The organism is Azospirillum formosense, from assembly GCF_040500525.1.
GTDB lineage: Bacteria > Pseudomonadota > Alphaproteobacteria > Azospirillales > Azospirillaceae > Azospirillum > Azospirillum formosense_A.
Genome location: NZ_CP159402.1, coordinates 759926 through 783310, shown reverse-complemented (window position 1 = coordinate 783310; position 23385 = coordinate 759926). Strand labels below are relative to the sequence as shown.

Sequence of the window (23385 nt, the reverse complement as noted above, 5' to 3'; positions counted from 1 at the left end):
TGAATTCGGGCGGCACTCTACGTCCCCGGACCCGGCCAGTCACCCCCTTCGCGGCGGCCTCCGGTCAGAATCCGCGGCACCCCCTTTCCATCTCCGGACGAAGGGCCTATATTGGGTCCGTCGGCAGCAGCCGACTATGGCGATAAACGCCTTGCGGAATAAGCGTTGTGGACCCGGGGGCGGTACCCGGCGCCTCCACCAAACAAACCACCGGTCTCCCGGGCGTTGCCGTGGGGAGCGGGTTCGTTGGGGGCGAAATAGGATCGACACGCGTGGTAAAGGCATGGTCTTCGCCCGGCATGGTTCCGCCGTTATCGGGCCATTGCAATAGTTGCCAACGACAACGTTGCTCCGGTCGCCGTTGCCGCCTAACAGCGGTAACTGACCGAAATCAATCCCCGATGGGTAGCACCTGAGGGTGGGGCCGTGGGCCGCCTAGCAACAGAAGGCCCACACTTACCCGTCTGGCGTTAAGGACCCGCCCAAGAATGCCGAGAGAGCAGTTGCGTTATGACCGCATGGTCGAGGCCGCCCTGCGCGGTGTCGTCCGTGACGCGCTCCGCCAGGTGACGGACCGCGGGCTCCCCGGCGATCATCACTTCTACCTGACCTTCCGGACGGGCTACCCGGGCGTCGACATCCCAGAATATCTGTCGTCCCAGTATCCCAACGAAATGACCATCGTGATCCAGTACCAGTTCTATGGGCTGGAGGCGCTCGACGATCATTTCGAGGTGACGCTGAGCTTCAACAACGTGCATGAGCGGCTGGTCATTCCCTATGCCGCCATCACCACCTTCGCCGATCCGTCGGAGAATTTCGCCCTGCAGTTCCAGCCGGTGGAGCCCGCCGAATCGGCGGACGTCGCTACCATCCCCGGACGCGAGGCGCCCGAGCGGAAGGCTTCGGACGGCACGAAGCCGTCCATCGCGAAGCTCGCCAAATCCGACTCGGCCAAACCCGATTCGGCCAGGGCCGACGCCGGCAAGCCCGACTCCGACCGCTCCGGCGAGGAGCCGAAGCGCGGCGAGGTCGTGGCGCTCGACGCCTTCCGCAAAAAATAAGTTTTCCGCCATGGCCACGGTCAGCGAACTCGTCCGTTTCCTGTGCGAGTCGCTGACGCCCCTGGGGGCCATCACCGCCCGCCGCATGTTCGGTGGCTACGCGGTCTATTGCGACGGCGTCGTGTTCGCCCTGGTCGCCCGCAACATCCTGTATTTCAAGGCCGACGACGGCAACCGCCCGGACTACGAGGCGCTGGGCCTGCGCCCCTTCAAGCCGTTCGACGACAAGCCGACGGTGCTGCCCTACTTCCCGCCGCCCGACTCGGCGCTGGACGATCCCGACGAGCTTCTGTTCTGGGCCCGCCCGGCCCTGGCGGCGGCGATCCGCACCGCCGCCGCCAAAAAGCCCGCCCGCAGAAAAGTGCCCGCGGGCAAGTGAAGGCCTGAGCCCTCAGATGTTTTCCGCCATGTGGGCGGAGGCGGTGTCCACCGGGGCGTTTCCGGCGCGCTGGCGGACCTGACGGGCGAAGCGCGCCGGGCTCGGCAGATGGCTGAGGAGGCGCCCGGCGCGGCCCATGGCGGACATCGCCTTGCCCATGCTCATCACGTCGCCGAGACGGCGGTCCACGAAGGCCCAGGTCTCCGCATGGCCCTCCGACCGGTCATCCAGCCAGTAGAAGGTGGCGGAGCTGAGCACCGCGGCCAGCGTGGCGCGCTTGGTGTAATGGTTGAAGTCGGTGGCGGTGTCGCCCGCCGCGAACCACATGGCGTCCACCGTGCGGTAGAGCATGGTCAGCCCCATGCCGAGATTCTGCGGCATGGCGAGGTAGGCGAGCAGGCGGCGCTTCGCCTCCATATGCGGTTCCAGCACCTCGAAATGGGTGCGGATGGCGAGCGCGATCTTCTCGCGCACCTTCATCTCGTCGAGCGGATGCTTGTCCATCTCGGCCAGCATGCGGCGGTCGGTCCAGGCGCCGAAATGCTCGACCAGCTCCGGCACGCCGCCGGGGAAGGCGCGGTGCATGGTCGCCGTGTCGTAGCCGGCCATCTGCGCGCCGTCGCGCAGCGCCTGCTGGCTCCAGCCGTCGAACACGATGTTGGGAAGCGTGGAGAGCAGGATGTCGTCCCGCACCGCGTCCATGTCCAGCGCAGCGTCCATGTCAGTCTCTCCCCTCCTGCTGTTCCAGCGCCTCGGTGATGTGATGCGCCTCGTCGGTGAAGGCCAGATAGCGCAGATCGGTCATCCGGTCGATGTAAAGCACGCCGTCCAGATGATCGCACTCGTGCTGGATGACCCGGGCGTGGAACCCCGACGCCTCGCGCTCAAAGGGTTCGCCGTCCAGCCCGACGCCGCGGTAGCGGATGCGGGCGAATCGCGGAACGACGCCGCGCAGCTCGGGAATCGACAGGCAACCCTCCATCCCGTGTTCCAGTCCGCCGTCCAGCGGCTCGATCACCGGGTTGATGAGCACCGTCGGCTCCACCGATTCGCCGCCGGAGCGCAGGGCGGGAACACGGAACACGATCATGCGCAGCGATTCGTGCACCTGCGGGGCCGCCAGCCCGACTCCGGGCGCGTCCAGCATGGTGTCGATCATGTCGGACGCCAGCCGCCGGATCTCCGGGGCCGTCGGGTCGGGCACGGGGTCTGCGACCTTGCGCAGCACCGGGTGCCCCATGCGGGCAATCTTCAACAGGGCCATGCCCTATTATCTGGGCGCCGCGGGGCGCCGGACAACCGTTTTGCCCACGCATTGTCGCCTTGGGGCCCCCAGGGTTGGAAGACTCCGCTTCACAGGCGGCCCCGTCCGTGCTACATAAAGGTCCACACAAGGGGTGCGCCCGAAAGCGCATGCCTGTCGCATGCCTGTTTGTTGCCTCATGGCAACTCGGCTCACTTGATAAAGGTGACGGTTAACGTGCAAGTTCTGGTCCGAGACAACAACGTCGATCAGGCCCTCCGCGCGCTGAAGAAGAAGATGCAGCGCGAGGGCATTTTCCGGGAAATGAAGCTGCGCCGGAACTACGAGAAGCCCTCGGAGAAGCGCGCGCGTGAGAAGGCTGAAGCGGTGCGTCGCACCCGCAAGCTGCTCCGCAAGCGCATGGAGCGCGAGGGCTATTAATCCTCAGGCGCGTTTCGCGCCGGATTGACAGGCGCGCTCCGGCGCGCCGGGCATCCATGCGCGTTCGCGCGCTTGCCCCTCTTGTGTCTTGCACCTGCCGCCCCGCGTCTGCGCGTGGGCGGTTTTGGTGCATCTGCGGTCCGCTTCGCCGCACAAAGGAAGATCTGCCAAGAAAAGAATAGGGAGGGTCGCCAATGAGCGCATCCAAGGACACTCCGCGCGTCTCCGTGCCGGCGCTGCGCGCGCGCAAGAGCGGGGAGCCGATCGTCTGCCTGACCGCCTACACGACTCCGGTCGCCCGGCTGCTCGACCCGCATGTCGACCTGCTGCTGGTCGGCGACTCGCTGGGCATGGTGGTCTACGGCTTCGACAGCACGCTTCCCGTCACGCTCGACATGATGATCGCCCACGGCGCCGCCGTGGTGCGCGGCTCGCGTCACGCCTGCGTGGTCGTCGACCTTCCCTTCGGCAGCTACCAGGAAAGCCCCCAGGTGGCCTTCCGCAACGCCGCCCGCGTCATGGCGGAGAGCGGCGCCCAGGCGGTGAAGGTGGAAGGCGGGCTGGAGATGGCCGAGACGGTGGCCTACCTGACCACCCGCGGCATCCCGGTGATGGGCCATGTCGGGCTGCTGCCGCAGTCGGTCAACGCGCTCGGCGGCTACAAGGCGGTGGGCCGCGATCCGGAGGCGGCGGAGCGCATCCGCGCCGACGCCCGCGCCATCGCCGAGGCCGGCGCCTTCTCCCTGGTCATCGAGGGCACGATGGAGTCGCTGGCCCGCCAGATCACCGAGGATGTGACCGTCCCGACCATCGGCATCGGCGCCTCCCCCGCCTGCGACGGGCAGGTCCTGGTGTCCGACGACATGTTCGGCCTGTTCGGCGAGTTCCAGCCCAAGTTCGTCAAGCGCTACGCCCAGCTCGGCACCGCCATCGGCGACGCCGCCGCGACCTACGCCGCCGAGGTGAAGGCCCGTAGCTTCCCCGGTCCGGAGCATTGCTTCGGCATCAAGAAGGCGTAAGGGCACCCTTCCCTTTCCGGAAGAAAAAGCCGTGCGGCCCCGCACGGCTTTTTTCTTGTTCCGGGGAGCGTCAGGCGCCGTCCACCACGATCATGCGGAAGTCGGCGGCGTCCTTCCGGGCCTCGCGCGCCTCGCGGTACTCGGGGCTGTCGTAGAAGGCCTTCGCGGCGGCGTAGTCCGAGAATTCCAGGATGACCACGCGGTCGGGCTGCCAGCCGCCCTCCAGCTCCTCCGCCTGCCCGCCGCGGGCGATGAAGCGCCCGCCGTTTTTGGCGACCGCGTTCGGGGTCAGCTTCTTGTAATTTTCATAGGCCGCGGGATTCGTCACGTTCACGTCGGCGATGATGTAGGCGGGCATGGCGTCCTCTCTCCGTTTCCTGGGGGCAAAAAAAGAAACCCCCGGGGCGAGCCTGCCCCGGGGGTTCATCTTAACCCACAGCCATGAGGGCGCGGGTCACTCCATCGACTTCACGACCTCTTCGGTGACCTTCTTGGCGTCGCCGAAGAGCATCATGGTGTTGGGGCGGAAGAACAGCTCGTTCTCGACGCCGGCGTAGCCGGCGGCCATGCCGCGCTTGATGAAGAACACCGTCTTGGCCTTCTCGACGTCGAGGATCGGCATGCCGTAGATCGGCGACTGCGGGTCGGTCTTGGCCGCCGGGTTGGTCACGTCGTTGGCGCCGATTACGAAGGCCACGTCCGCCGTGCTGAAGTCGCGGTTGATGTCCTCCAGCTCGAACACCTCGTCGTAGGGCACGTTGGCCTCGGCCAGCAGCACGTTCATGTGCCCCGGCATGCGCCCCGCCACCGGGTGGATGGCGTACTTGACCTCGACGCCTTCCTTCTTCAGCAGGTCGGCCATCTCGCGCAGCGCGTGCTGGGCCTGGGCCACCGCCATGCCGTAACCGGGCACGATGATCACCGACTGGGCGTTCTTCATGATGTAGGCCGCGTCCTCCGGCGAGCCGGCCTTGACCGTGCCGCGCTCGCCGCCGCCGGCCGCCGCCGACGCCGCCCCGCTGTCGCCGCCGAAGCCGCCCAGGATAACGTTGAAGATCGAGCGGTTCATGCCCTTGCACATGATGTAGGACAGGATCGCGCCCGACGAGCCGACCAGCGCGCCCGTGACGATCAGCAGGTTGTTCTGCAGCGTGAAGCCGATGCCCGCCGCCGCCCAGCCGGAATAGCTGTTCAGCATCGAGATCACCACCGGCATGTCGGCGCCGCCGATCGGCAGGATCAGCAGGAAGCCCAGCGCCAGCGCGACCAGCACGATGATCCACATCGCCGCGCCGGAATTCGACTGCACCAGCCAGATGATGAGCAGGACGGTGAGGACGCCGAGGCCGGCGTTGAGGTGGTGCTGGTAGGGGAAGACCAGCGGCTTGCCGGTGACCAGGCCCTGCAGCTTGGCAAAGGCGACGATCGAGCCGGTGAAGGTGATGGCGCCGATGGCGGTGCCCAGCGCCATCTCGACCAGCGAGCCCTTGGCGATGGCGCCGGGCACGCCGATGCCGTAGGCCTCGGGCGAGTAGAAGGCCGACAGCGCCACGAACACCGCGGCCAGACCGACCAGCGAGTGGAAGGCGGCGACGAGCTGCGGCAGGGCGGTCATCTCGATCTTCTTGGCGATGACGTAGCCGATGCCGCCGCCGATGGCGATGCCGAGCACGATCATCCAGTAGGACTGGACGATGGGCAGGGCCAGCGTGGTCAGCACGGCGATGGTCATGCCGGCCATGCCGAAGAGGTTGCCCTGGCGGGAGGTCTCCGGGCTGGACAGGCCGCGCAGGGCCATGATGAAGCAGACCGAGGCGACGAGGTAAAGAAGGGCGGAGAGGCTTTCCATGGTTACTTGCCCTTCTTCTTGAACATCGACAGCATGCGCTGGGTGACCAGGAAGCCGCCGAAGATGTTGACGCTGGCCAGGATGACGGCGAGGAAGCCCATGATCTTGGAGAAGCCGAAGCCGGCCGGGCCGGCGGCGATCAGGGCGCCGACGATGATCACCGAGGACACCGCGTTGGTCACCGCCATCAGCGGCGAGTGCAGCGCCGGCGTCACCCGCCACACCACGTAGTAGCCCACGAAGCAGGCCAGAACGAACACCGTCAGGCCGGTGATGAAGAAGCTGCCGTGGCTCGCCGCGTCCGCGACGGGGGCGGCGTGGCCGAGCGCGGCGGCCTGGGCGGCGAGCGCGTCGATCTGCTGGCTGGCCGCGGCGAGCTGGGCCTTCAGCTCGGCGACGCGGCTGGACAATTGAGTCTGATCCATAAGTGTCTCTCCCTAATTCCGTCCGGCCTTTAGACCGTCTGGCCGGCGAAGGCGGGATGGACGACCTGCCCATCGCGGGTGAGCGCGATGGCCTTCACGATCTCGTCGTCCCAGTTGAGCGTGACGCCCTTCTCCTTGTCGTGCAGCGACTGCAGCAGCGCGAGCAGGTTCTTGGCGTAGAGTAGCGAGGCGCTCTCGGCGATGCGGCTGGGGTAGTTGGTGTGGCCGACGATCTTCACCCCGTTCTCCGTGGTGACGACCTTGCCCAGCTCCGAGCCCTCGACGTTGCCGCCCTGCTCGACCGCCAGATCGATGATCACCGAGCCCGGCTTCATCGAGGCGACATGCTCGCGCGTCACCAGGATCGGCGCCTTGCGCCCGGGGATCAGCGCCGTGGTGATGACGATGTCCTGCTTCTTGATGTGCTCGGCCACCAGCGCCGCCTGCTGGCGCTTGTAGTCGTCGGACATCTCCTTGGCGTAGCCGCCCGCCGTCTCGGCCTGTTTGAACTCGTCGTTCTCCACCGCGACGAAGCTGCCGCCGAGGCTCTGCACCTGCTCCTTGACCGCCGGACGCACGTCGGTCGCCGAGACGATGGCGCCCAGCCGCTTGGCCGTGGCGATCGCCTGCAGGCCGGCCACGCCGACGCCCATGATGAAGGCGCGCGCCGGCGGCACCGTGCCCGCCGCGGTCATCATCATCGGGTAGGCCCGGCCGTACTCGCTGGCGGCGTCCACCACCGCCTTGTAGCCGGCGAGGTTGGCCTGCGAGGACAGCACGTCCATGACCTGGGCGCGGGTGATGCGCGGCATGAACTCCATGGCAAACGCGTTGACCCCGGCCGCCGCGTAGGCCGCCACATGGTCGCGGCTGTTGTAGGGGTTGAGGATGGCGAACAGCAGCGCGCCGCGCTTGAGCAGCGCCAGCTCGTCGAGGTCCCCTTCCCCGGCCAGCAGCGGGCGCTGCACCTTCAGCACGATGTCGGCGTCGGCCAACGCCGACGCGGCGTCCGGCGCGATCTCCGCGCCGGCGTCCTGATAGACCCGGTCCGGCAGGTTCGAGCCCAGACCGGCCCCGGTCTCCACGACCACTTCCAGGCTGAGGGCTTTGAGTTTCTTGACCGTCTCCGGAGAAGCCGCGACGCGATTCTCGCCCGCGCGCCGCTCCCTGGGTATGGCGATTTTCATGGTTGTTTATCTCCCCTGCCGCAAGTGGCCGATTTGCGTGCAATCGGCCTAGACCGTCGGCATCAATGCCGGATTTATGTGACTTTGTGAAGCTCTAGAGCGTCGATGGTATTACCAGCGGTGACGGGTGCGGCGCAACAGCCCGGAGAGGGTTGGCACGCCCGCGTGCAACGGAAAGTGCAAGGTCGCCGCTTTCGCAAGGTCCCGCCATCGGTCTTTCGCATCAGGCGTCCATCCGAGGCGGCGGTCCCCGCCGCGGGCGTATCCCACTATCCGGGCACACCCGGCCATGGCGTGCCGCCGATGGGCCGGCCCTGTGGCATCCGCGCCGACGACGCCGGGAGTCGCTTGCCATCGACGGCGCCCGCCGATATCGTCCGCGCCGGATTCCCCGGAAGCACCCAATTTGAGGTTACCCTTATCATGTCCGACGTCGGCGGCATTGCGGCGGATCGCCTGAAATCCTTCGTGGAGCGCATCGAGCGCCTGGAAGAAGAGAAGCGCGGCCTGCAGGAGGACATCAAGGAGGTCTACTCCGAGGCCAAGGGCACCGGATTCGACACCAAGATCATCCGCCAGATCATCCGGCTGCGCAAAATGGACAAGGCCGACCGTCAGGAGCAGGAAGCCATCCTGGAACTCTACAAGGAAGCGCTGGGGATGGTGGAGTAACCACCCCCGGCCCCTTCCCCGTCACGCCGCCGCGTCCGCCAGGATGCCGGCGGCCAGCCGGTCCATCACAGTGTCCAGCAGGGCGAGACCGGCCCCACCGTCGAGCGACAGGATCGACTCGGGGTGGAACTGCACGGCGGCGAGCGGAAGCCGCCGGTGCTCGACCGCCATCACCAGACCGTCGGCGGTCTCGGCGGTGACCCTGAGATCCGCCGGCAGCCGGTCGCGCCGCGCCACCAGCGAGTGGTAGCGACCGACTGTCAGCCGCTCCGGCAGGCCGGCGAACAGCGCGCCACCCAGCACCCGAACCTCCGTCGCCTTGCCATGGACCGGCTCCGGCAGCACGTCCAGCGCCCCGCCGAACCGCTCCACCATCCCCTGCAGGCCCAGGCAGACCCCGAACACCGGCAGGCCGAGCGCCAGCGCCGCGTCGATGGTGCCGGCCACGTCGAAATCCGCCGGGCGGCCCGGACCGGGGGACAGCACGACCAGATCCGGCCCCGACTGGGACGATGACTGTTCGGCCAGCGCCGCCCGCGCGTGACTGTGACGCAGCGTCGTCACCGACGCGCCGGTCTGGCGCAGGTAATCGGCCAGCGTGTGGACGAAGCTGTCGTCGTGATCCACCAGCAGCACCCGCCGGCCCCGCCCGCCCTTGACAGCCGCCGGACGAGCGGGCGCCGCACCCGCCGTCGTCCCGCGGATGGCGTCGCGGAAGGCGGCGGCCTTCAGGCGGCATTCGGCGTCCTCCGCGTCCGGATCGCTGTCGGCCAGCAGTGTCGCCCCCGCCCGCACATACGCGACGCCCTCGGCCATGCGGATGGTGCGCAGGGTCAGGCCGGTGTCCATCCCGCCGTCGAAGCCCAGCCGGCCGAAGGCCCCGCCGTACCAGCGGCGCGGCGACCGCTCCGTGTCCTCCAGGAACTGCATGGCCCAGCGCTTGGGCGCCCCGGTCACCGTCACCGCCCAGGTGTGGGTGAGGAAGGCGTCCAGCGCGTCGAGGCCGGGCCGCAACCGCCCCTCCACATGGTCCACCGTGTGGATCAGGCGGGAGTACAGCTCGATCATCCGCCGCCCAATCACCCGGACGGACCCCGGCTCGCACACCCGCGCCTTGTCGTTGCGGTCGACGTCGGTGCACATGGTCAGCTCCGCCGCGTCCTTGGCCGAGGTCAGCAGGCGGAGGATCTGGGAAGAGTCGCCCAGCGCGTCGGCACCGCGCGCCACGGTGCCGGAAATCGGGCAGGTCTCCACCCGCCCGCCGGACACCCGCACGTACATCTCCGGGCTGGCCGCGACGAGGAACTCGCCCCGCCCGAGATTGACGAAGGCCTCGTAGGGCGCCGGGTTGGCGGCGCGCAGCCGCCGGAACACCGCCGAGGGCGCGTCGGCGCAGGGCTCGGCGAAGGTCTGGCCGGGCACCACCTCGAACAGGTCGCCGCGGCGGAAGGCGGCCTTGGCGCTCTCGACGACGCGCTGATACTCGCCGGGCGCGTGATCGCAGCCCGTCCCGGCCTCGATGTCGGGGCCGTTGATCTCCGGGCGGTAGGGGTGATCGCGCCCGCCGCGCTCCAGCCCCTCGGTGCTTCCCGCCGCCGTGGCGAACTCGTACGCGACGAGCCGCGCGAGGCCCGTCACGGGGTCCAGGGCGACGAGCCGGTCCGGCAGGTAGAGCACCAGATCGCGCTGATCGTCCGGCCGCTCCAGCCGCAGGCGGATCGGCTCGAACTGGAAGGCGAGATCGTAGGCGAAGGCCCCGTAGAGCCCGAGCAGCGGGTCGTCGTCGGTGGCGAACAGGGCCAGCATCGCGCGCAGGACCGAGAAGACCGACGGCTGGCGGCTCCGCTCCTCCTCCGGGAAGGGGTGGCGGGGCTTGCGGACCAGGGCGGTGACCCGCGACGGCGCCTCCTCAAGCCCGGCCAGCGCCTCCAGGCCGCGCAGGGCCTCGGCGACGGCCGGCAGCAGCACGCGGCCCCGCGCGTTCAGCGCATCGATGCGCAGCGTCCGCCCGCGCGCGGTGAGCGCCAGCGGCGGGTCGGTGAAGCCCAGCGCGTGGCGGCGGTAGCGGCCCGGCGCCTCGACCCCACCGGCCAGCAGCAGGCCGCGGCGGCGGTCCAGCGCGTCGATCACCGGATCGAGCGCGTTCCGCGGGTCGAGCGCCGTGGCGCGCCGCGTCACGGTCACGCCGCCGCGCGTCCGGAAACGCAGCGGTTCGAGAAAGGTGGGCGAAGCGAGGAGATCGGCGGGATACATGGTGGGGTCTCCGGTGGTCGATCCGTTGGCGGACGGACACCCGGAGTTCCCTTGCTCGACACCTGGATTCCCTGGTCAGGAAAAAGGCCGCCCGGAAGCTCCGGGCGGCCTTTCGATGCTGTGTGCGCTCACGCGCGTCGGCTGGCCGGCCCGGTTAGACGGGCCACCACCAACGACGCGACAGGGAGGGCGCAACGAAAATCATGGCATCGAGTTCGCCACAGGGATGCGCCTCTGTCAAGCCCCCTTCCCCAAACCGGTCGGGTCGGCGGGCGCGTGCCACGCGCGGAGTTCCGCCACCGCCTGCCGCAGGGCCGTCACCGCGCCGGACAGCACGGTGGCGGCAATGACCGCGGCGACCAGATGGTCCGGCCAGCCTTGCCCCATCACCCAGGCCCCCGCCGCCGCCAGCATCACCGCGGCGTTGGCCAGCACGCCGTTACGGACGCACAGCCAGACCGCGCGCAGCGTCAATCCGCCGCGCCGTCCGGCGAACAGCAGGACCGCCACCGACAGGGCCGCCCCCACCCCGAGAAGCGCGACGAGGCTCATCACCGGCGCGTCGGGAACGGTTCCGGCATAGGCGCTCCACGCCGTGGCGGCCAGCACCCCCAGCCCCAGGACGGTCAACGCCAAGCCTTTCGCCAGCGTGGCCCAGCCACGGGACTCCAGCCCGCGCCCCATCATCCACAGGCTGACCCCGTAGGTCATCGCGGTCGCCATGAAATCCAGCGCGCCCGCCCGCAGGGCCATGGATTGGGTCTCCAGCCCCGCGGCCAGCGCGACGGCGGCCATCAACCCGTTGACGAGCAGCGCCATGCGCAAGGTGCGGCGGTAGTCGGCCTGCTGCCCTCCCATGGGCCGCCCGACGTTCGGGCGTCCGTTTCCGCCACCGCCTCCGCAAGACCCGCCACAGCAATTGCCGGCCATCCCGTCACCCTCCGCCCGCGCCACGCGCTCCGTTTGTCAAGGACACTCTAATATGCGCATCCCGGACCGTCCACAGGACCGGCCGTCATTCCGCCCATTCCGCGTCGCTGGTGAAGACGATGGTGAGCCAGCGGTCGGGGCCTTCGCCGCCGATGGCCGCGCCGACCTCGTCGCGGATCCTGTCCCACTCCTCCAGCCTGCGCGGCGGCCAGCCGCTCGGGGCGATGAAGAACAGCTCGATCTGCCGCCCCCGCCCCACCCGCGCGACATAGGCGCGGTAGGAGGAGAAGCCGTGGCGCCGCAGGATGTCCGAGGCGACGGCGTCGACGTGCCGCTTGAGGTCGGCGGGGGTGACCAGCAGGACGTCGGCCAGCGCCTGCCGCATCGTGCCGACCGGAATCGGGATGACCACCAGACAGACCAGGGCCAGCACCGCCGGGTCGATGTAGGGCGACAGCCACTGAAGCCGGGTGCCCTGGATCAGGTACCCGAAGACGAAGGCGACGAGCAGCGCCGCGGTGAGCGCCGCCGACATGATCCAGGCCTTCGCGTCGAGCGCCAGGAAATCGGAGCGGACCGTCCGGTTCGCCCGCGTCGCGAAGACCGCCATGCCGGCCGCGACGAGAACGGTTACCGCCGCGTAGACGATCGCGTGGTCGAAGGCGAGGTCGCGGCCACCGGTCATCAGGCTGCCCACGGCGTTGATGAGCGCGTAGATCGCCGCTCCCATCAGCAGCGTGGCGTTCAGCCCGAGGACCATGGGCTCAAGGTGCCAGAAGCCCATGGTGAAACGCTCGGCCAGCTTGCCGCGGCGCGGACCGCCGGCAGTGGAGGCGGCGGTGGAGGCGGCGATCAGGTTCGACACCAGCAGCGTCACCGTCGTCATGCTGGCGTCCACCAGCGAATAGATGCCGTCGAAGACGATGGCGAAGGAGCCCGACAGCAGGCCGAACAGGATGCCGGCACCCGCCAGCAGCACCGTGACGGCGATGGACAGGCGAAGAACCTTCTGCTCGGTGGTCATGCGCGTTCTCCCTTCCCCGTCCACACGTCGCTCTCATGCATAGCGGCCCCGGCGGGGCGGCAAAACCGATTTTCCGATCCGGGCCGTAACGCCCTTGCCGGAACCGCCAGCCGCTCCACGCTCATTCCGAATCGGACCCCGCCGATTCGCCAATCCCAAAGAGGGAGGGTGGACATGACCGTCGTTTCCGAGGTTCTGAACCGCAAAGGCCACACCGTCGCATCGATCCTGCCGTCCGAATCCATCCGGACCGCCGCCCGCGCGCTGACCGACCGGCGCATCGGCGCCCTGGTGGTGTGCGACCGCCGGGGCCGGCTGGCCGGCATCCTGTCGGAGCGCGACATCGTCCGCGCCGTGGCGATGCATGGCGCCGACGCGCTGGACATGCCGGTGGAGGATCTGATGACCCGCCAGGTCAAGACCTGCCGGCCGGAGGACACGATCAAGGACCTGATGCAGATGATGACGCTGCGCCGCCACCGCCATGTGCCGGTGTGCAACGAGGCGGGCGACCTCGCCGGGGTGATCTCCATCGGCGACGCCGTGAAGGCCCGCCTGGACGAGCAGGCCCACGAGGTGGCCGTCCTGAAGGATCTCGCATTGGTCCGCTAGAGGCACCCCGGACCTCGACCAAGTCACCGGACGGGGGAGCCGAAGACCAAGCGCACTCCATGAGGCGAAAAGGCTCCCCCGGTCGCGCGCCGATTGGCGCTAACACGTCTCCGCGTCCTGAAATCCCAGGGCGGCGTTCGGATATTCGGTAACGCTTCGTTCCCGAACCTTCGGACCCGACATGCCGCGCCGCTACCCGACCCACCTGAAGATCCTGGTCGTCGAGAACAACCCGCTGCTGCTGCGGGCGTTGCGGGACATGCTGGAGCATTGGGGCGTGGGTCAGGTCGCCCCGGCCGCCAACGGGCAGGAGGCGATGGAGTTGCTGCGCCGGGAGCCCTACGACCTGATGGTCACCGACTGGGTGATGGAACCGGTGGGCGGCGGGCAGCTCGTCCGCTGGGTGCGCGGCTCGGTCAGCTGCCTCAGCCCCGATCTTCCGATCATCGTGCTGACCGCCAACGCCGACGTCGCCACCGTGCGCGCCGCCTGGGACGCCGGGGCGGACACCGTCCTCGCCAAGCCGGCCTCCGCCGCAACCATCGCCCGGCGGATCGAAACCGTGCTGAACAACCCGCGCCGCGGCGGCCGTTCCCAGAGCGAGTCGGCCACGGCGAAGCCGACGAACAACAACACGCCTCCCGCCGCGCACCCGGCGCCGGCCCGTCCGGCGATCGCCTCCGCGCCCGCCCCGCTGCGCCTGCCGCCGCCGCGCCCGCCCGGCCCGTCCGGAACGGGTCCGCTGCGTTCCACCGATCCGCAGATGGTCCGTCTGGTGCTGGCGCTCGACCGGATGGAGCGGGCGGTGGCCTGCCCCGACGCGCTTGGCACGCGGCTGCGCCACGCGGTCTCCGACCTTCAACTCGCCGCGGCCGGCAACGCCGCGGCCACCGCCATCGTCGCGTCGCTGTCCACCTGCGTCACCTGGGTGGACCATGACGGGGAAAGCTTCCAGGAGGCGGTGCAGGCCCATATGGACGCCCTGCGCTGGACCGTCAGCATCGGCGGCGGGACCGAATCGACCGCCGCCCTGCGCGTCATGATCGGCGCCCTGCGCGCGATGGTGCGCAGCCTCAGCCTGCGCGACGGCAACGGCCCCAGCCTGTGGCCGGACGGCGCCTTCGGCGCGCCGGACCACGGGGGCGACGCTGGTCATTCGTCCGGTCATCCTCCCCTCCCGCCGGCCTGAAGACGTCCCATATCCGATAAGTGGCCCCCACCCCAGCCCTCCACCGCTCTCGGCGGACCAAAGGTCCGCCTGCCGCGTCAGCGCAAACCTTTGGTTTGCGCGAGAGCTTTGCGGGAGAGGGTGCCGTCTGCGAAGCGGCGGCAGTCCCCTCCCCTGCGAAGCGGGAGAGGGTTAGGGAGAGGGCAGCGGTCGAACGCTTTGGAACGCGAGCGGGAATGTCCCGCCGGAGGGCGATTCCCGCCTGTCCGTTTCACAGCGCTGCGAGCGCCGGACCGTTCCTTGCTTTTTGCAGGAGCAGCCCCGGCGCCGGTTGCCGAATAAGACAGCCTTCGTTACCTTTTTGCTGGTCGAACAAACACAAGAAGCGGCGCGGCGAACGCGCCCCGAACAGCGCTTTTCAGGGCGCCATAAAGGGGATGGAACAATGGCTCTCGCAACCGTGACCCTGGACGACAAGTACGCGCTTGAACAAGGGCGCGTGTACCTGACGGGAACCCAGGCGCTGGTGCGCCTTCCGATGATGCAGCGCCAGCGCGACCTTGCCGCTGGGCTGAACACCGCCTGTTTCATTTCGGGTTACCGCGGATCGCCCTTGGGTGGCTTCGACCAGAATTTGTGGAACGCGCGCAAGTTCCTGGAGAAGAACCACATCCGCTTCCAGCCCGGCGTGAACGAGGAGCTGGGCGCCACCGCGGTCTGGGGGAGCCAGCAGGTCGGCATGTTCCCCGGCGCCAAGTACGACGGCGTCTATTCCATGTGGTACGGCAAGGGTCCGGGCGTCGACCGCTCCGGTGACGTGTTCAAGCACGCCAACGCCGCCGGCACCTCGCGCAACGGCGGCGTGCTGGTGCTGACCGGCGATGACCACAACGCCAAGTCCTCCACCTTCCCGCACCAGTCCGAACACGCCTTCATGCACGCGATGATCCCCGTGCTGAACCCGTCGGGCGTGCAGGAGATTCTGGATTACGGCCTGATCGGCTGGGCGATGAGCCGGTATTCCGGCTGCTGGATCGCCATGAAGACGATCGCCGAGACGGTGGACACCTCGGCCTCGGTGTACATCGACCCGCACCGCGTCAGCCCGATCGTCCCCGCCGACTTCGCGATGCCGCCGGGCGGCCTGAACATCCGCTGGCCAGACCCGCCGCTGGAGCAGGAATACCGGCTGATGAAGCACAAGCTGTACGCCGCCCTGGCGTTCGCGCGTGCCAACCGGCTGGACAAGGTGATGATGGCCTCGCCGCGCCCGCGCTTCGGCATCGTCACCACCGGCAAGAGCTATCTGGACGTCCGGCAGGCCTTCGACGAGCTGGGCATCACCGAGGAGATGGCCGCCGACTGGGGCCTGACCGTCTACAAGGTCGGCATGCCCTGGCCGCTGGAGCGCGACGGCGTGCGCCACTTCGCCGAGGGGCTGGACGAGATCGTCGTGGTCGAGGAGAAGCGCGCGGTCATCGAGAACCAGCTCAAGGAGCAGCTCTACAACTGGCACCCCGACGTGCGCCCGAAGGTGGTCGGCAAGTTCGACGAGCACGGCGAGTGGATCCTTCCCTCCGCCGGCGAACTGTCCCCGGCCCAGATCGCCGTGGTCATCGGGCGCCGGCTGGAGCGCTTCGTCGACAACGAGAACCTGAAGCGCCGCGTCGCCTTCCTGGACGCGCAGGAGAAGCAGAAGGCCCATCAGGCCCGCGTCATCCGCAAGCCGACCTTCTGCTCCGGCTGCCCGCACAACACCTCCACCCATGTGCCGGAGGGCAGCCGCGCGCTGGGCGGCATCGGCTGCCACTACATGGCGACCTGGCTGGACCGCAAGACCGACACCTTCACCCAGATGGGCGGCGAGGGCGTGCCCTGGGTCGGCCAGGCGCCCTTCACCGAGGAAAAGCACATCTTCGCCAACCTCGGCGACGGCACCTACTACCATTCCGGCATCCTGGCCATCCGCCAGTCCATCGCGGCGAAGGCCAACATCACCTACAAGATCCTGTTCAACGACGCCGTGGCGATGACCGGCGGCCAGCCGGTGGACGGCACGCTGACCGTCCAGTCGCTCGCCAACCAGCTCCGCGCCGAGGGCGTGGGCCGCATCGTCGTCGTCTCCGACGAGCCGGAGAAGTACGGCATCGGCGACGGCCTGCCCCAGTACACCACCATCGAGCACCGCGACGACCTGGAGCGCGTGCAGAAGGAGATGCGCGAGGTTTCCGGCGTCAGCGTCCTGATCTACGACCAGACCTGCGCCACCGAGAAGCGCCGCCGCCGCAAGCGCGGCAGGATGGTCGATCCGGCCAAGCGCGTGGTCATCAACGAGCTGGTCTGCGAGGGTTGCGGCGACTGTTCGGCCAAGTCCTCCTGCGTCTCGGTGGTGCCGCTGGAGACCGAGTTCGGGCGCAAGCGCCAGATCGACCAGTCGAGCTGCAACAAGGACTATTCCTGCACCAAGGGCTTCTGCCCCAGCTTCGTGACGGTGGAGGGCGGGCAGCTCCGCAAGCCGAAGCCGGCCGCGGCCAAGGCCGGGGCCGACCCGTCCGACCTGCGCACGCCCACCCTGCCCACGCTCGACCGGCCCTGGGGCATCTACGTCACCGGCGTCGGCGGCACCGGCGTGGTGACCATCGGCGCCCTGCTCGGCATGGCCGCCCACATCGAGGGCAAGGGCGTCGGCGTGCTCGACATGACCGGCCTCGCCCAGAAGGGCGGCGCGGTGACCAGCCACATCCGCATCGCCGCCACGCCGGAGGACATCCATTCCGTCCGCATCGCGGCGGGCGGGGCCGACGCGGTGGTGGGCTGCGACCTGATCGTCGCCGGGGCGGGCGACGCCCTGTCGAAGATGGCGCACGGCCACACCCGCGCGGTCATCAACACCCACGACACCATCACCGTGGACTTCCTGAAGAAGCCGGATTTCACGGTGCCGGTCCGCGATCTGGTGGCCGACATCCGCAAGGCCTGCGGCGAAGGGGCGGTGAACGCCTTCGACGCGACCAAGCTGGCCACCGCGCTGATGGGCGACAGCATCGCCACCAACCCCTTCCTGATGGGCTACGCGTGGCAGAAGGGGCTGATCCCGATCACCGCCGAAGCCATCCTGAAGGCCATCGAGCTGAACGGCGTGGCGGTGAAGATGAACACCGACGCCTTCAACTGGGGCCGCCGCGCCGCCGTCGATCTGGCCGCGGTGGAGGCCGCCGCCAACCCGCCGCAGGAGCAGGCCGCCGCTAACGCCAATGGCCACGACCTGTTCATCCTCGACCAGCGCCGCCCCTCGACCAGCCTGGACGAGGCCATCGCCCGCCGCACCGCCTTCCTGACCGACTATCAGGACGCGGCCTATGCCAGCCGCTACCACGCGCTGGTCGACTGGACGCGGCGCGTCGAGGGGCAGAGGCTCCCCGGCTCCACCGCCCTGACCGAGGCCGTGGCGAAGGGCTATTTCAAGCTGCTCGCCTACAAGGACGAGTACGAAGTCGCCCGGCTCTACACCGACACCGGCTTCATCGAGCAGGTCGGGCGGATGTTCGAGGGCGACTACAAGCTGGTCTTCCATATGGCCCCGCCGGTGATGGGCGAGACCGGCGAGGACGGCGGCGAGCCGAAGAAGAAGCGCTTCGGCCCGTGGATGCTGAAGGCCCTGCGCCTGCTCGCCAAGGGCAAGCGCCTGCGCGGCAGCCCGCTCGACCCCTTCGGCTGGCTGGCCGAGCGTCGCATGGAGCGCCGCCTGATCGCGGAGTACGAAGCCGTCATGGGCGAGATCCTGCACGGCCTGACCCGCGACAACCACGCCACGGCGGTGGAGATCGCCCGCCTGCCGCAGGAGATGCGCGGCTACGGCCCGGTGAAGGCCCGCAACGTCGAGGCGGCCAAGGCGAAGGAGGCCGCCCTGCTGGATGGCTTCCGCCAGCCCGCCGCGCCGCAGCCGATGGCCGCGGAGTGACCGCAAGGCTTGCGACCGAAGCGACCGGGTGCGGGAGGCGGCTGGCCTCCCGCACCCTCATCGCGGCTGCAGGACGCCGATCTCCGCCAGGGCGGCGCGGTTGCGGGTGACCGCGGCGGCCAGATGGCGCAGGTGCTGCTGCTGAAGGACCGGATTGGCGAAGGTGCGCAGATAGCCCTTCAGCACATGCTCCCCGAAGTTCAGCGCGAGGTCGGCGTCCAGGTGATGCCCTTTCCGGGATGAGGCATGAACCGTCATGACAGGGCGCCCGTCGAGCACGAAGCCGTTGCGGGTCCGTGGCTCCGGCATTCCCACATCGGCCAGAGGCGCGTCGTAGACCTGCCACACGCGCGCGTCGAGCACTTCCACGCAGGCAGGATCGGGTAGGATCAGCGCATTCAGCACATTCTGCTCCCACAGCGCGTGCTGAGCCACGCTCCGGCAGGTCATAGCCCATTGCGCCGGCAGCCCGCGGGAAACCCACAGCATCAGTCCCGACGACAGGTAAGGCATTTCCGGCTCGACTCCGCGCTCCCGCAGCAAACGCTCCGCCGGGGCAACGTAATTGCCGCCACTGCGCAGTTCCTCCATCATCCCGCCCACGGTCATGCGGTCCACCGTGCCGGTGAGCGCAAGAGCCTTGCCGGAGCGCTGGAGACCCTCCGCCAGCCCTTCGGCCACGGCAAGGTCGAGAGCACCCAGCATGATGTCCGCGTCCAGCCACAGCAGGCTGTCCCACGCCTCGCCCGAGCAGTATTCCGACAGATGCCCCTTGCACAGATAGGGATGCGCGTCCGCCGGCAGGATCTTCGGGCGATCCAACAGCAGGCCGGCGGCGCGCAGGTAATCGCGTTGCCCATCGGTCAGGCCGAAATCGCAGACGCGCACCTGCTCCAGCGGAAAGCGCCCCGTCAGCCCCTCCAGGAAAGCCAGCGTGGTGATGAAGTAGCGCTCGTTGGCGCCGGTCACGCACAGTGTCGTCATGGTTCATCCTGCAAGGGTCCGTTCAGCGCCGCCAGATCGCGGCGCAGCCGTTCCACCGGCTCCGTCCAGTCGCCGAACACGGATTGGCGGTAGAGGCGCGCCGTCGGGTACCAGGGCGAATCCGTCCGTCCGCACATCCAGCGCCACTCCGCCCCCTGGTCAAGCAGCACCGCCACCGGCTTCCCCAGCGCTCCGGCGAGGTGGGCCACGGCGGTGCAGGGGCTGATCACGATGTCCAGCGCCTGGATCGCCGCGGCGGTATCCGCGAAATCGCGCAGTTCCCTCCCGATGTCGAGGACCGGGCCGAGCGGGCGGACGCGCTCCAGGTCCGAGCGTCCATGGCCGACCTGGAGCAGGACCGCCGTCACGCCGGGAACGTCGGTCAGCGGCCGCACCGCCTCAAAGCCCGGCGAGCGCTGGCGATGGTAGGGAAAGGCGACCGAGCCGTGCCAGACCATCCCCGCCCTCACCCCGCGCAGCCCGGCCAGCCGATCCGCCCAACGCCGCGCCGCCGCCTCGGGGGCCCGCAGATAGGGCACGGCGGCGGGCACGCTGTCCAGATCGGTGCCCATCCGATGGATCAGGCTCATGATGGGGATGTGGACGTCGTGGGCCGGCGGCGGTCCGTCGAGCCCGGACAGGTCGTCCAACAGTTCCGACGCGCGGAACAGGTCGAGCAGCCCTTCCGGACCGTGGAAGACCACCCGCATGCCCTGCGCCCGCAGCAGCGGGGCGTAGCGGATGAACTGGATGGCGTCGCCATGGCCGCGGTCGGCGTGGATCAGCAGCGTCCGGCCCGGCCGGACCCGGCCGTCCCATAGGGGCCGGCCGTAGGATCGCGGCGGCGCGAAGGCGGGCAGGCTCAGCCGCGCCTCGTAATCCGCCGCCCCGTCGCGCAGGCGCCCGGCGAGCATCCGCAGCGTCCCCCGCCCCGCCCGCGCCGTCTCCATTTCCGGCGCCAGACGCAAGGCGCGGTCGAAGGCGGCCTCGGCCGGAACGACCGCGTGCCGCCCCAAGCCGGCGAAGCCCAGGTTGGCCCAGTGCTCGGCCGTGGACGGGTCGAGCGCGACGGCCCGGCGCAGCGCCGCCCGCGCCTCGTCCTGCCGCCACGCCGCCAACAGCGCCGCCCCCGCCGCTCCCCAGGCGGCCGCCGTGCCGCGCAGCACCGCCAGCCGGGCGAAGGCGTCGGCCCCCGCGTCCAGCCGCTCCGCCTTGCCCAGAGCCTCCGCCATGTTGTTCTGGCTGCGGGCGTGGCCGGGGGCCAGCGCCAGAGCCAGCCGGTAGAGCGCAATCGCCGAGGCGACGTCCCGCATGCCGAGCCGCAGGTCGCCGAGGTCGCAGGCGAGGTCGGGCGACAGCACGCCGCGGCGCGCGGCGCCGTCCAGCAGGGACGCCGCCCGCTCCGCCCGCCCCTGCCGCTTCAGGCATTCGGCCTGACTGCGCGCGTAGGCGGGGTTCTCCGGCGCGCAGGCGGAGGCCCGGCGGAAGCGCGCCTCCCCTCCGGCGGGGTCGCCCGCGGAGACGGCCAGCACGCCCAGGATGTTCCAGCCCTCGCCGTGGCCGGGTACCAGCGCCAGCGCGCGGACGACCCGGCGCTCCGCCCCCGCCCGGTCGCCCCGCTGGAGCGCGGCGGCACCCGCGCGGAGAAGCTCCATCGCGTCGGTCACGCGGCCTCCTGGGATGGGAATCGGATCATGTTGGGCGGATCATGACGGCAGGTCCAGCGCGTTCAGGGCCTCCGCCCAGACCTCGGCGGCGCGGATGAGGTGGAGGTGGTGGTCGGCGGGGTTCGGGCTGCGGAACGCCTCGGCGACCAGCCCGGTGTCCGGGTCGGTGATGCACGGGGTGATGTCGACGAAGGGCAGCCCGCGCGCCTCCGCCTCGCACCGCAGGCGGGCGTTGTAGCGATGGGTCAGCTCGGTGCGCTGGCGCAACGTGGCGGTGACCTCGTGCCGGGCCCGCGCGACCTTGCCCCGGGTCTCGCCGTCCCGGATGGTCGGCAGCACCGCCCCGGTCAGCACCAGCGTGGGATAGCCGCCCTCCAGCAGTTCGTCCACGAAGGCGGCGCAGGCGGACACCGACTCCTCCAGCTGCCGCTCGACGCAATCGCCGTGTCTCTGCGCCCGCCACCAGATGACGAAGCCGCAATCGACCTCGCCGAGCTGGATCACCGGAATGGCGTTCGGATCGGCGGGCAGCAAGGCGTCCTTGAAGAGAGCGACCGCGTGGGTCCGGCTTTCCGGGTTGCGCAGCCCGACCGAGGTCGCCCCGGGAACCAGCAGACAGCGCGCCGGACGGTCGAGCAGGCGGATCGTCGCGGCGATCTCGAAGGATTGCACATGGCTGTCGCCGATGAAGAACCAGTCCCGCATGCCCCGCGATCCACGCCGCCACCGGCGCATTGTGGAGCGGCGGCGGGGCCGGAGTAAACCGGGAAACGAAGCGCGGGGCGTTGTCTCAACCCGACGCCCGCAAGGGGCCCGTCATCCCGCCAGGATGCGCGAGGGGCGGCGGGCGCCCCTCGCGCATCGGTTCCCGTCCCGGCTCAGCTGTCCTTGGGCTTGTGCGTGTCGCTGATCGGCTGGACCCCGGCCGGCGGCTGGTCCTGCTGCTGTTGCTGGGGTTGCTGCTCTTGCTGCTGCTGGGGCTGCTGGTTCTGCTGGGATTGCGGCTCGGGGCGGCGCGGGCCGGCCTTGACGTCGTTGTAGACGGCCTCGGCGACGCGCAGCAGGTCCTCCTTGGACATCCGGCCGGCCAGCGCGTAGGCCAGCGGGCCCTCCACCCAGTAGATGGTCGCCACGTCGCCGTTCTGCGAGAAGCCGAACTTCGCCGGGTTGCCGGAACGCGGGGCGCCGACGAACAGGGTGACGCGCTTGTTGGCCTCGTTCACGTACATGTACTGGGCGCCGGCCCCCAGCTCGGTGGGCAGCGACCGCCCGCCGATCAGCCGCAGGCCGACCTTGCCGAGGTCCGGGCCGAAGACGTCGCGCCCGACGCGCTTGGACAGCCAGCTGTTCAGCTCGTCCTGGTTGTCGGCGCCGAGCTCGACCTGGAAGCGCTCGTCGGAGGTGTAGAAGCGGTGGGCCTGGGTGGCCTCCTCGGCGAAGGTCTGGAGCGTCTGGCGCTGCTGGACGACCGGCGACTGGTCGACGGCGCCGCGGCCCAGCCAGCCGCCGCCGGCCCCGCCGACGATCAGCATCACCGCCGCGGCCATGCGCACCCACGAGCGGGCGTGCCAGGGGGCGGCGTTGTCGTTGCCCGGCATGCGCCCGCGCAGCTTGCCCGTCAGCTCCTCGACCGGGCCGCTGGCCGGTTCGCGCAGCACGGGGTCGAAGAGTTCGTGCAGCAGCGCGGCCTGGGCGCGATAGTCCTCGGCCCGGCGGGCGGCATCGGGATCGTCGGCCAGCCATCGCTCCACGAAGAGCCGGCGTTCCGGAGCCAGTTGCCCATCCACGTAGGCGTGCAGTTCGTCGTCCGTTACGCAATGCGCGTTCATCACTTCACCCGCCTGAGAGCCACGGAGCCCTCGTTCGCCAGCTTCGCCCTGACCGCCTCGCGCGCCCGCGAGAGGCGCGACATGACGGTCCCGATCGGTACGCCGAGCGTCTCGGCGACCTCCTCGTATTTCAGGCCTTCCAGCGCGACCAGGAGCAGCACCTTGCGCTGCTCCTCCGGCAGATCGTCGAGCGCGCGCATCATCTCGCGCAACTCCACACGTTCCTCCTGCCGGGCCGGGGTCACCAGCTTCGACTCGACGCTGTCCACATCGACCTCGTCGGGCCGCGACGCCTTGGAGCGGACCTGATTGACATGGACGTTGTGCAGGATGGTGAAAAGCCACGCCCGCAGGTTCGTCCCCGCCTTGAAGGTGTCGGCGCGCGCCACCGCCCGCGTCAACGCCTCCTGCACCAGATCCTCGGCATCCGAACGGTTGCGCAGCAACGCGCGCGCGTAGCGGCGCAGCGACGCAATGTGGACTTCCAGCTCGACCCCGAACGTGCTCAAACGCGCACCCGATTGTTGCCTCGAAGGCTCCACGGACCGCCGGGTGGCGGATCATGGCACTCCTTCAGGTAGGAACGGGTGGCGCGCCCTCCCAGGGCCGAGCCCCCTCGCAAGGACCCGGTACGCCAGGATGAACGCCCCCCGCTCATCGTTTATTCCAGACTTTGAT

At 69.6% G+C, this 23385-nt stretch carries 21 protein-coding genes, 1 other RNA gene and 1 pseudogene; 9 read left to right on the top strand and 14 right to left on the bottom strand.

Annotated features, from left to right (window positions below; all coding sequences use genetic code 11):
- Nucleotides 1-80: 80 nt before the first annotated feature.
- The 3 genes from ssrA to ABVN73_RS03675 all read left to right on the top strand — a co-directional run bounded on the left by ssrA (nt 81) and on the right by ABVN73_RS03675 (nt 1443).
- Nucleotides 81-457, top strand: a transfer-messenger RNA (tmRNA) gene (gene ssrA / locus ABVN73_RS03685).
- A gap of 31 nt (nt 458-488) precedes the next feature.
- Nucleotides 489-1064 (top strand): ClpXP protease specificity-enhancing factor SspB, encoded by a 576-nt coding sequence (locus ABVN73_RS03680; protein ID WP_353858979.1) that lies wholly within the window; start codon nt 489-491, stop codon nt 1062-1064.
- Between the two features lie 10 nt (nt 1065-1074).
- Complete coding sequence (locus ABVN73_RS03675) at nt 1075-1443, top strand: TfoX/Sxy family protein (protein ID WP_353858978.1); 369 nt, start codon at nt 1075-1077, stop codon at nt 1441-1443.
- A gap of 12 nt (nt 1444-1455) precedes the next feature.
- Here ABVN73_RS03675 and ABVN73_RS03670 read toward each other — a convergent pair whose 3' ends face one another.
- Complete coding sequence (locus tag ABVN73_RS03670; RefSeq protein ID WP_353858977.1) at nt 1456-2163, bottom strand: COQ9 family protein; 708 nt, start codon at nt 2161-2163, stop codon at nt 1456-1458.
- A 1-nt stretch (nt 2164) separates the two neighbouring features.
- Nucleotides 2165-2707, bottom strand: a complete 543-nt coding sequence (gene def, locus ABVN73_RS03665; protein WP_353858976.1) for a peptide deformylase — start codon at nt 2705-2707, stop codon at nt 2165-2167.
- Nucleotides 2708-2923: 216 nt separating this feature from the next.
- Here def and rpsU point away from each other — a divergent pair, with 216 nt between their 5' ends.
- Together rpsU and panB are read left to right on the top strand one after the other, a co-directional pair.
- Nucleotides 2924-3127 (top strand): 30S ribosomal protein S21, encoded by a 204-nt coding sequence (gene rpsU, locus ABVN73_RS03660; RefSeq protein WP_012974546.1) that lies wholly within the window; start codon nt 2924-2926, stop codon nt 3125-3127.
- Between the two features lie 194 nt (nt 3128-3321).
- Nucleotides 3322-4146, top strand: coding sequence for a 3-methyl-2-oxobutanoate hydroxymethyltransferase (gene panB, locus ABVN73_RS03655; protein ID WP_353858975.1), 825 nt, complete (start codon nt 3322-3324; stop codon nt 4144-4146).
- Between the two features lie 70 nt (nt 4147-4216).
- Here panB and ABVN73_RS03650 read toward each other — a convergent pair whose 3' ends face one another.
- The 4 genes from ABVN73_RS03650 to ABVN73_RS03635 form a co-directional block, all read right to left on the bottom strand.
- Nucleotides 4217-4504: a DUF1330 domain-containing protein gene (locus ABVN73_RS03650; protein ID WP_353858974.1), complete on the bottom strand. Its 288-nt coding sequence runs from the start codon at nt 4502-4504 to the stop codon at nt 4217-4219.
- A gap of 96 nt (nt 4505-4600) precedes the next feature.
- Nucleotides 4601-5995 (bottom strand): NAD(P)(+) transhydrogenase (Re/Si-specific) subunit beta, encoded by a 1395-nt coding sequence (locus ABVN73_RS03645; RefSeq protein ID WP_353858973.1) that lies wholly within the window; start codon nt 5993-5995, stop codon nt 4601-4603.
- Between the two features lie 2 nt (nt 5996-5997).
- Nucleotides 5998-6420: an NAD(P) transhydrogenase subunit alpha gene (locus tag ABVN73_RS03640; protein WP_353858972.1), complete on the bottom strand. Its 423-nt coding sequence runs from the start codon at nt 6418-6420 to the stop codon at nt 5998-6000.
- Between the two features lie 29 nt (nt 6421-6449).
- Nucleotides 6450-7607 (bottom strand): Re/Si-specific NAD(P)(+) transhydrogenase subunit alpha, encoded by a 1158-nt coding sequence (locus tag ABVN73_RS03635; RefSeq protein WP_353858971.1) that lies wholly within the window; start codon nt 7605-7607, stop codon nt 6450-6452.
- Nucleotides 7608-8030: 423 nt separating this feature from the next.
- On the opposite strand from ABVN73_RS03635, the gene ABVN73_RS03630 reads away from it, so the two are divergent.
- Nucleotides 8031-8279, top strand: a complete 249-nt coding sequence (locus ABVN73_RS03630) for a DUF2312 domain-containing protein (protein ID WP_014239966.1) — start codon at nt 8031-8033, stop codon at nt 8277-8279.
- A gap of 21 nt (nt 8280-8300) precedes the next feature.
- Here ABVN73_RS03630 and ABVN73_RS03625 read toward each other — a convergent pair whose 3' ends face one another.
- The 3 genes from ABVN73_RS03625 to ABVN73_RS03615 form a co-directional block, all read right to left on the bottom strand.
- Nucleotides 8301-10532 carry an anthranilate synthase gene (locus ABVN73_RS03625; protein WP_353858970.1) on the bottom strand — a complete coding sequence of 744 codons (2232 nt, stop codon included), beginning with the start codon at nt 10530-10532 and terminating at the stop codon, nt 8301-8303.
- Nucleotides 10533-10769: 237 nt separating this feature from the next.
- Nucleotides 10770-11390 (bottom strand): cation transporter, encoded by a 621-nt coding sequence (locus ABVN73_RS03620; RefSeq protein ID WP_353858969.1) that lies wholly within the window; start codon nt 11388-11390, stop codon nt 10770-10772.
- A 157-nt stretch (nt 11391-11547) separates the two neighbouring features.
- A complete protein-coding gene (locus tag ABVN73_RS03615) occupies nt 11548-12486 on the bottom strand; it encodes a cation transporter (RefSeq protein WP_353858968.1) in 939 nt (312 codons plus the stop codon).
- A gap of 174 nt (nt 12487-12660) precedes the next feature.
- Between ABVN73_RS03615 and ABVN73_RS03610 the strand changes: the two genes are divergently transcribed.
- The 3 genes and pseudogenes from ABVN73_RS03610 to ABVN73_RS03600 all read left to right on the top strand — a co-directional run.
- A complete protein-coding gene (locus ABVN73_RS03610; protein ID WP_353858967.1) occupies nt 12661-13098 on the top strand; it encodes a CBS domain-containing protein in 438 nt (145 codons plus the stop codon).
- Between the two features lie 181 nt (nt 13099-13279).
- Nucleotides 13280-14287: a response regulator gene (locus ABVN73_RS03605; protein ID WP_353858966.1), complete on the top strand. Its 1008-nt coding sequence runs from the start codon at nt 13280-13282 to the stop codon at nt 14285-14287.
- 421 nt (nt 14288-14708) lie between these two features.
- Nucleotides 14709-18227 (top strand): annotated as a pseudogene (locus ABVN73_RS03600) (indolepyruvate ferredoxin oxidoreductase family protein); the annotation flags it as partial.
- 57 nt (nt 18228-18284) lie between these two features.
- On the opposite strand, the gene ABVN73_RS03595 reads toward ABVN73_RS03600, so the two are convergent.
- The 5 genes from ABVN73_RS03595 to ABVN73_RS03575 form a co-directional block, all read right to left on the bottom strand.
- Complete coding sequence (locus ABVN73_RS03595; RefSeq protein WP_353858965.1) at nt 18285-19211, bottom strand: hypothetical protein; 927 nt, start codon at nt 19209-19211, stop codon at nt 18285-18287.
- Entirely contained in the window at nt 19208-20878 is a 1671-nt protein-coding gene (locus ABVN73_RS03590) for a hypothetical protein (protein WP_353858964.1), read from the bottom strand. The genes ABVN73_RS03595 and ABVN73_RS03590 overlap by 4 nt, the downstream gene beginning before the upstream one ends.
- 39 nt (nt 20879-20917) lie before the next feature.
- Entirely contained in the window at nt 20918-21583 is a 666-nt protein-coding gene (locus ABVN73_RS03585) for a hypothetical protein (protein ID WP_353858963.1), read from the bottom strand.
- Nucleotides 21584-21756: 173 nt separating this feature from the next.
- Entirely contained in the window at nt 21757-22707 is a 951-nt protein-coding gene (locus ABVN73_RS03580; RefSeq protein ID WP_353858962.1) for an anti-sigma factor, read from the bottom strand.
- The gene (locus ABVN73_RS03575; protein ID WP_014239953.1) at nt 22707-23216 is read right to left on the bottom strand and encodes a sigma-70 family RNA polymerase sigma factor; all 510 of its coding nucleotides are present in this window, start codon (nt 23214-23216) and stop codon (nt 22707-22709) included. The genes ABVN73_RS03580 and ABVN73_RS03575 overlap by 1 nt, the downstream gene beginning before the upstream one ends.
- Nucleotides 23217-23385: the final 169 nt, after the last annotated feature.

What these genes read in the sequence shown, in the direction of transcription:
- ABVN73_RS03680 (WP_353858979.1), top strand. Translation starts at nt 489, where the DNA reads ATGCCGAGAGAGCAGTTGCGTTATGACCGCATGGTCGAGGCCGCCCTG.
- ABVN73_RS03675 (WP_353858978.1), top strand. Translation starts at nt 1,075, where the DNA reads ATGGCCACGGTCAGCGAACTCGTCCGTTTCCTGTGCGAGTCGCTGACG.
- ABVN73_RS03670 (WP_353858977.1), bottom strand. Translation starts at nt 2,163, where the DNA reads ATGGACGCTGCGCTGGACATGGACGCGGTGCGGGACGACATCCTGCTC.
- def (WP_353858976.1), bottom strand. Translation starts at nt 2,707, where the DNA reads ATGGCCCTGTTGAAGATTGCCCGCATGGGGCACCCGGTGCTGCGCAAG.
- panB (WP_353858975.1), top strand. Translation starts at nt 3,322, where the DNA reads ATGAGCGCATCCAAGGACACTCCGCGCGTCTCCGTGCCGGCGCTGCGC.
- ABVN73_RS03650 (WP_353858974.1), bottom strand. Translation starts at nt 4,504, where the DNA reads ATGCCCGCCTACATCATCGCCGACGTGAACGTGACGAATCCCGCGGCC.
- ABVN73_RS03645 (WP_353858973.1), bottom strand. Translation starts at nt 5,995, where the DNA reads ATGGAAAGCCTCTCCGCCCTTCTTTACCTCGTCGCCTCGGTCTGCTTC.
- ABVN73_RS03640 (WP_353858972.1), bottom strand. Translation starts at nt 6,420, where the DNA reads ATGGATCAGACTCAATTGTCCAGCCGCGTCGCCGAGCTGAAGGCCCAG.
- ABVN73_RS03635 (WP_353858971.1), bottom strand. Translation starts at nt 7,607, where the DNA reads ATGAAAATCGCCATACCCAGGGAGCGGCGCGCGGGCGAGAATCGCGTC.
- ABVN73_RS03630 (WP_014239966.1), top strand. Translation starts at nt 8,031, where the DNA reads ATGTCCGACGTCGGCGGCATTGCGGCGGATCGCCTGAAATCCTTCGTG.
- ABVN73_RS03625 (WP_353858970.1), bottom strand. Translation starts at nt 10,532, where the DNA reads ATGTATCCCGCCGATCTCCTCGCTTCGCCCACCTTTCTCGAACCGCTG.
- ABVN73_RS03620 (WP_353858969.1), bottom strand. Translation starts at nt 11,390, where the DNA reads ATGGGAGGGCAGCAGGCCGACTACCGCCGCACCTTGCGCATGGCGCTG.
- ABVN73_RS03615 (WP_353858968.1), bottom strand. Translation starts at nt 12,486, where the DNA reads ATGACCACCGAGCAGAAGGTTCTTCGCCTGTCCATCGCCGTCACGGTG.
- ABVN73_RS03610 (WP_353858967.1), top strand. Translation starts at nt 12,661, where the DNA reads ATGACCGTCGTTTCCGAGGTTCTGAACCGCAAAGGCCACACCGTCGCA.
- ABVN73_RS03605 (WP_353858966.1), top strand. Translation starts at nt 13,280, where the DNA reads ATGCCGCGCCGCTACCCGACCCACCTGAAGATCCTGGTCGTCGAGAAC.
- ABVN73_RS03595 (WP_353858965.1), bottom strand. Translation starts at nt 19,211, where the DNA reads ATGACGACACTGTGCGTGACCGGCGCCAACGAGCGCTACTTCATCACC.
- ABVN73_RS03585 (WP_353858963.1), bottom strand. Translation starts at nt 21,583, where the DNA reads ATGCGGGACTGGTTCTTCATCGGCGACAGCCATGTGCAATCCTTCGAG.
- ABVN73_RS03580 (WP_353858962.1), bottom strand. Translation starts at nt 22,707, where the DNA reads ATGAACGCGCATTGCGTAACGGACGACGAACTGCACGCCTACGTGGAT.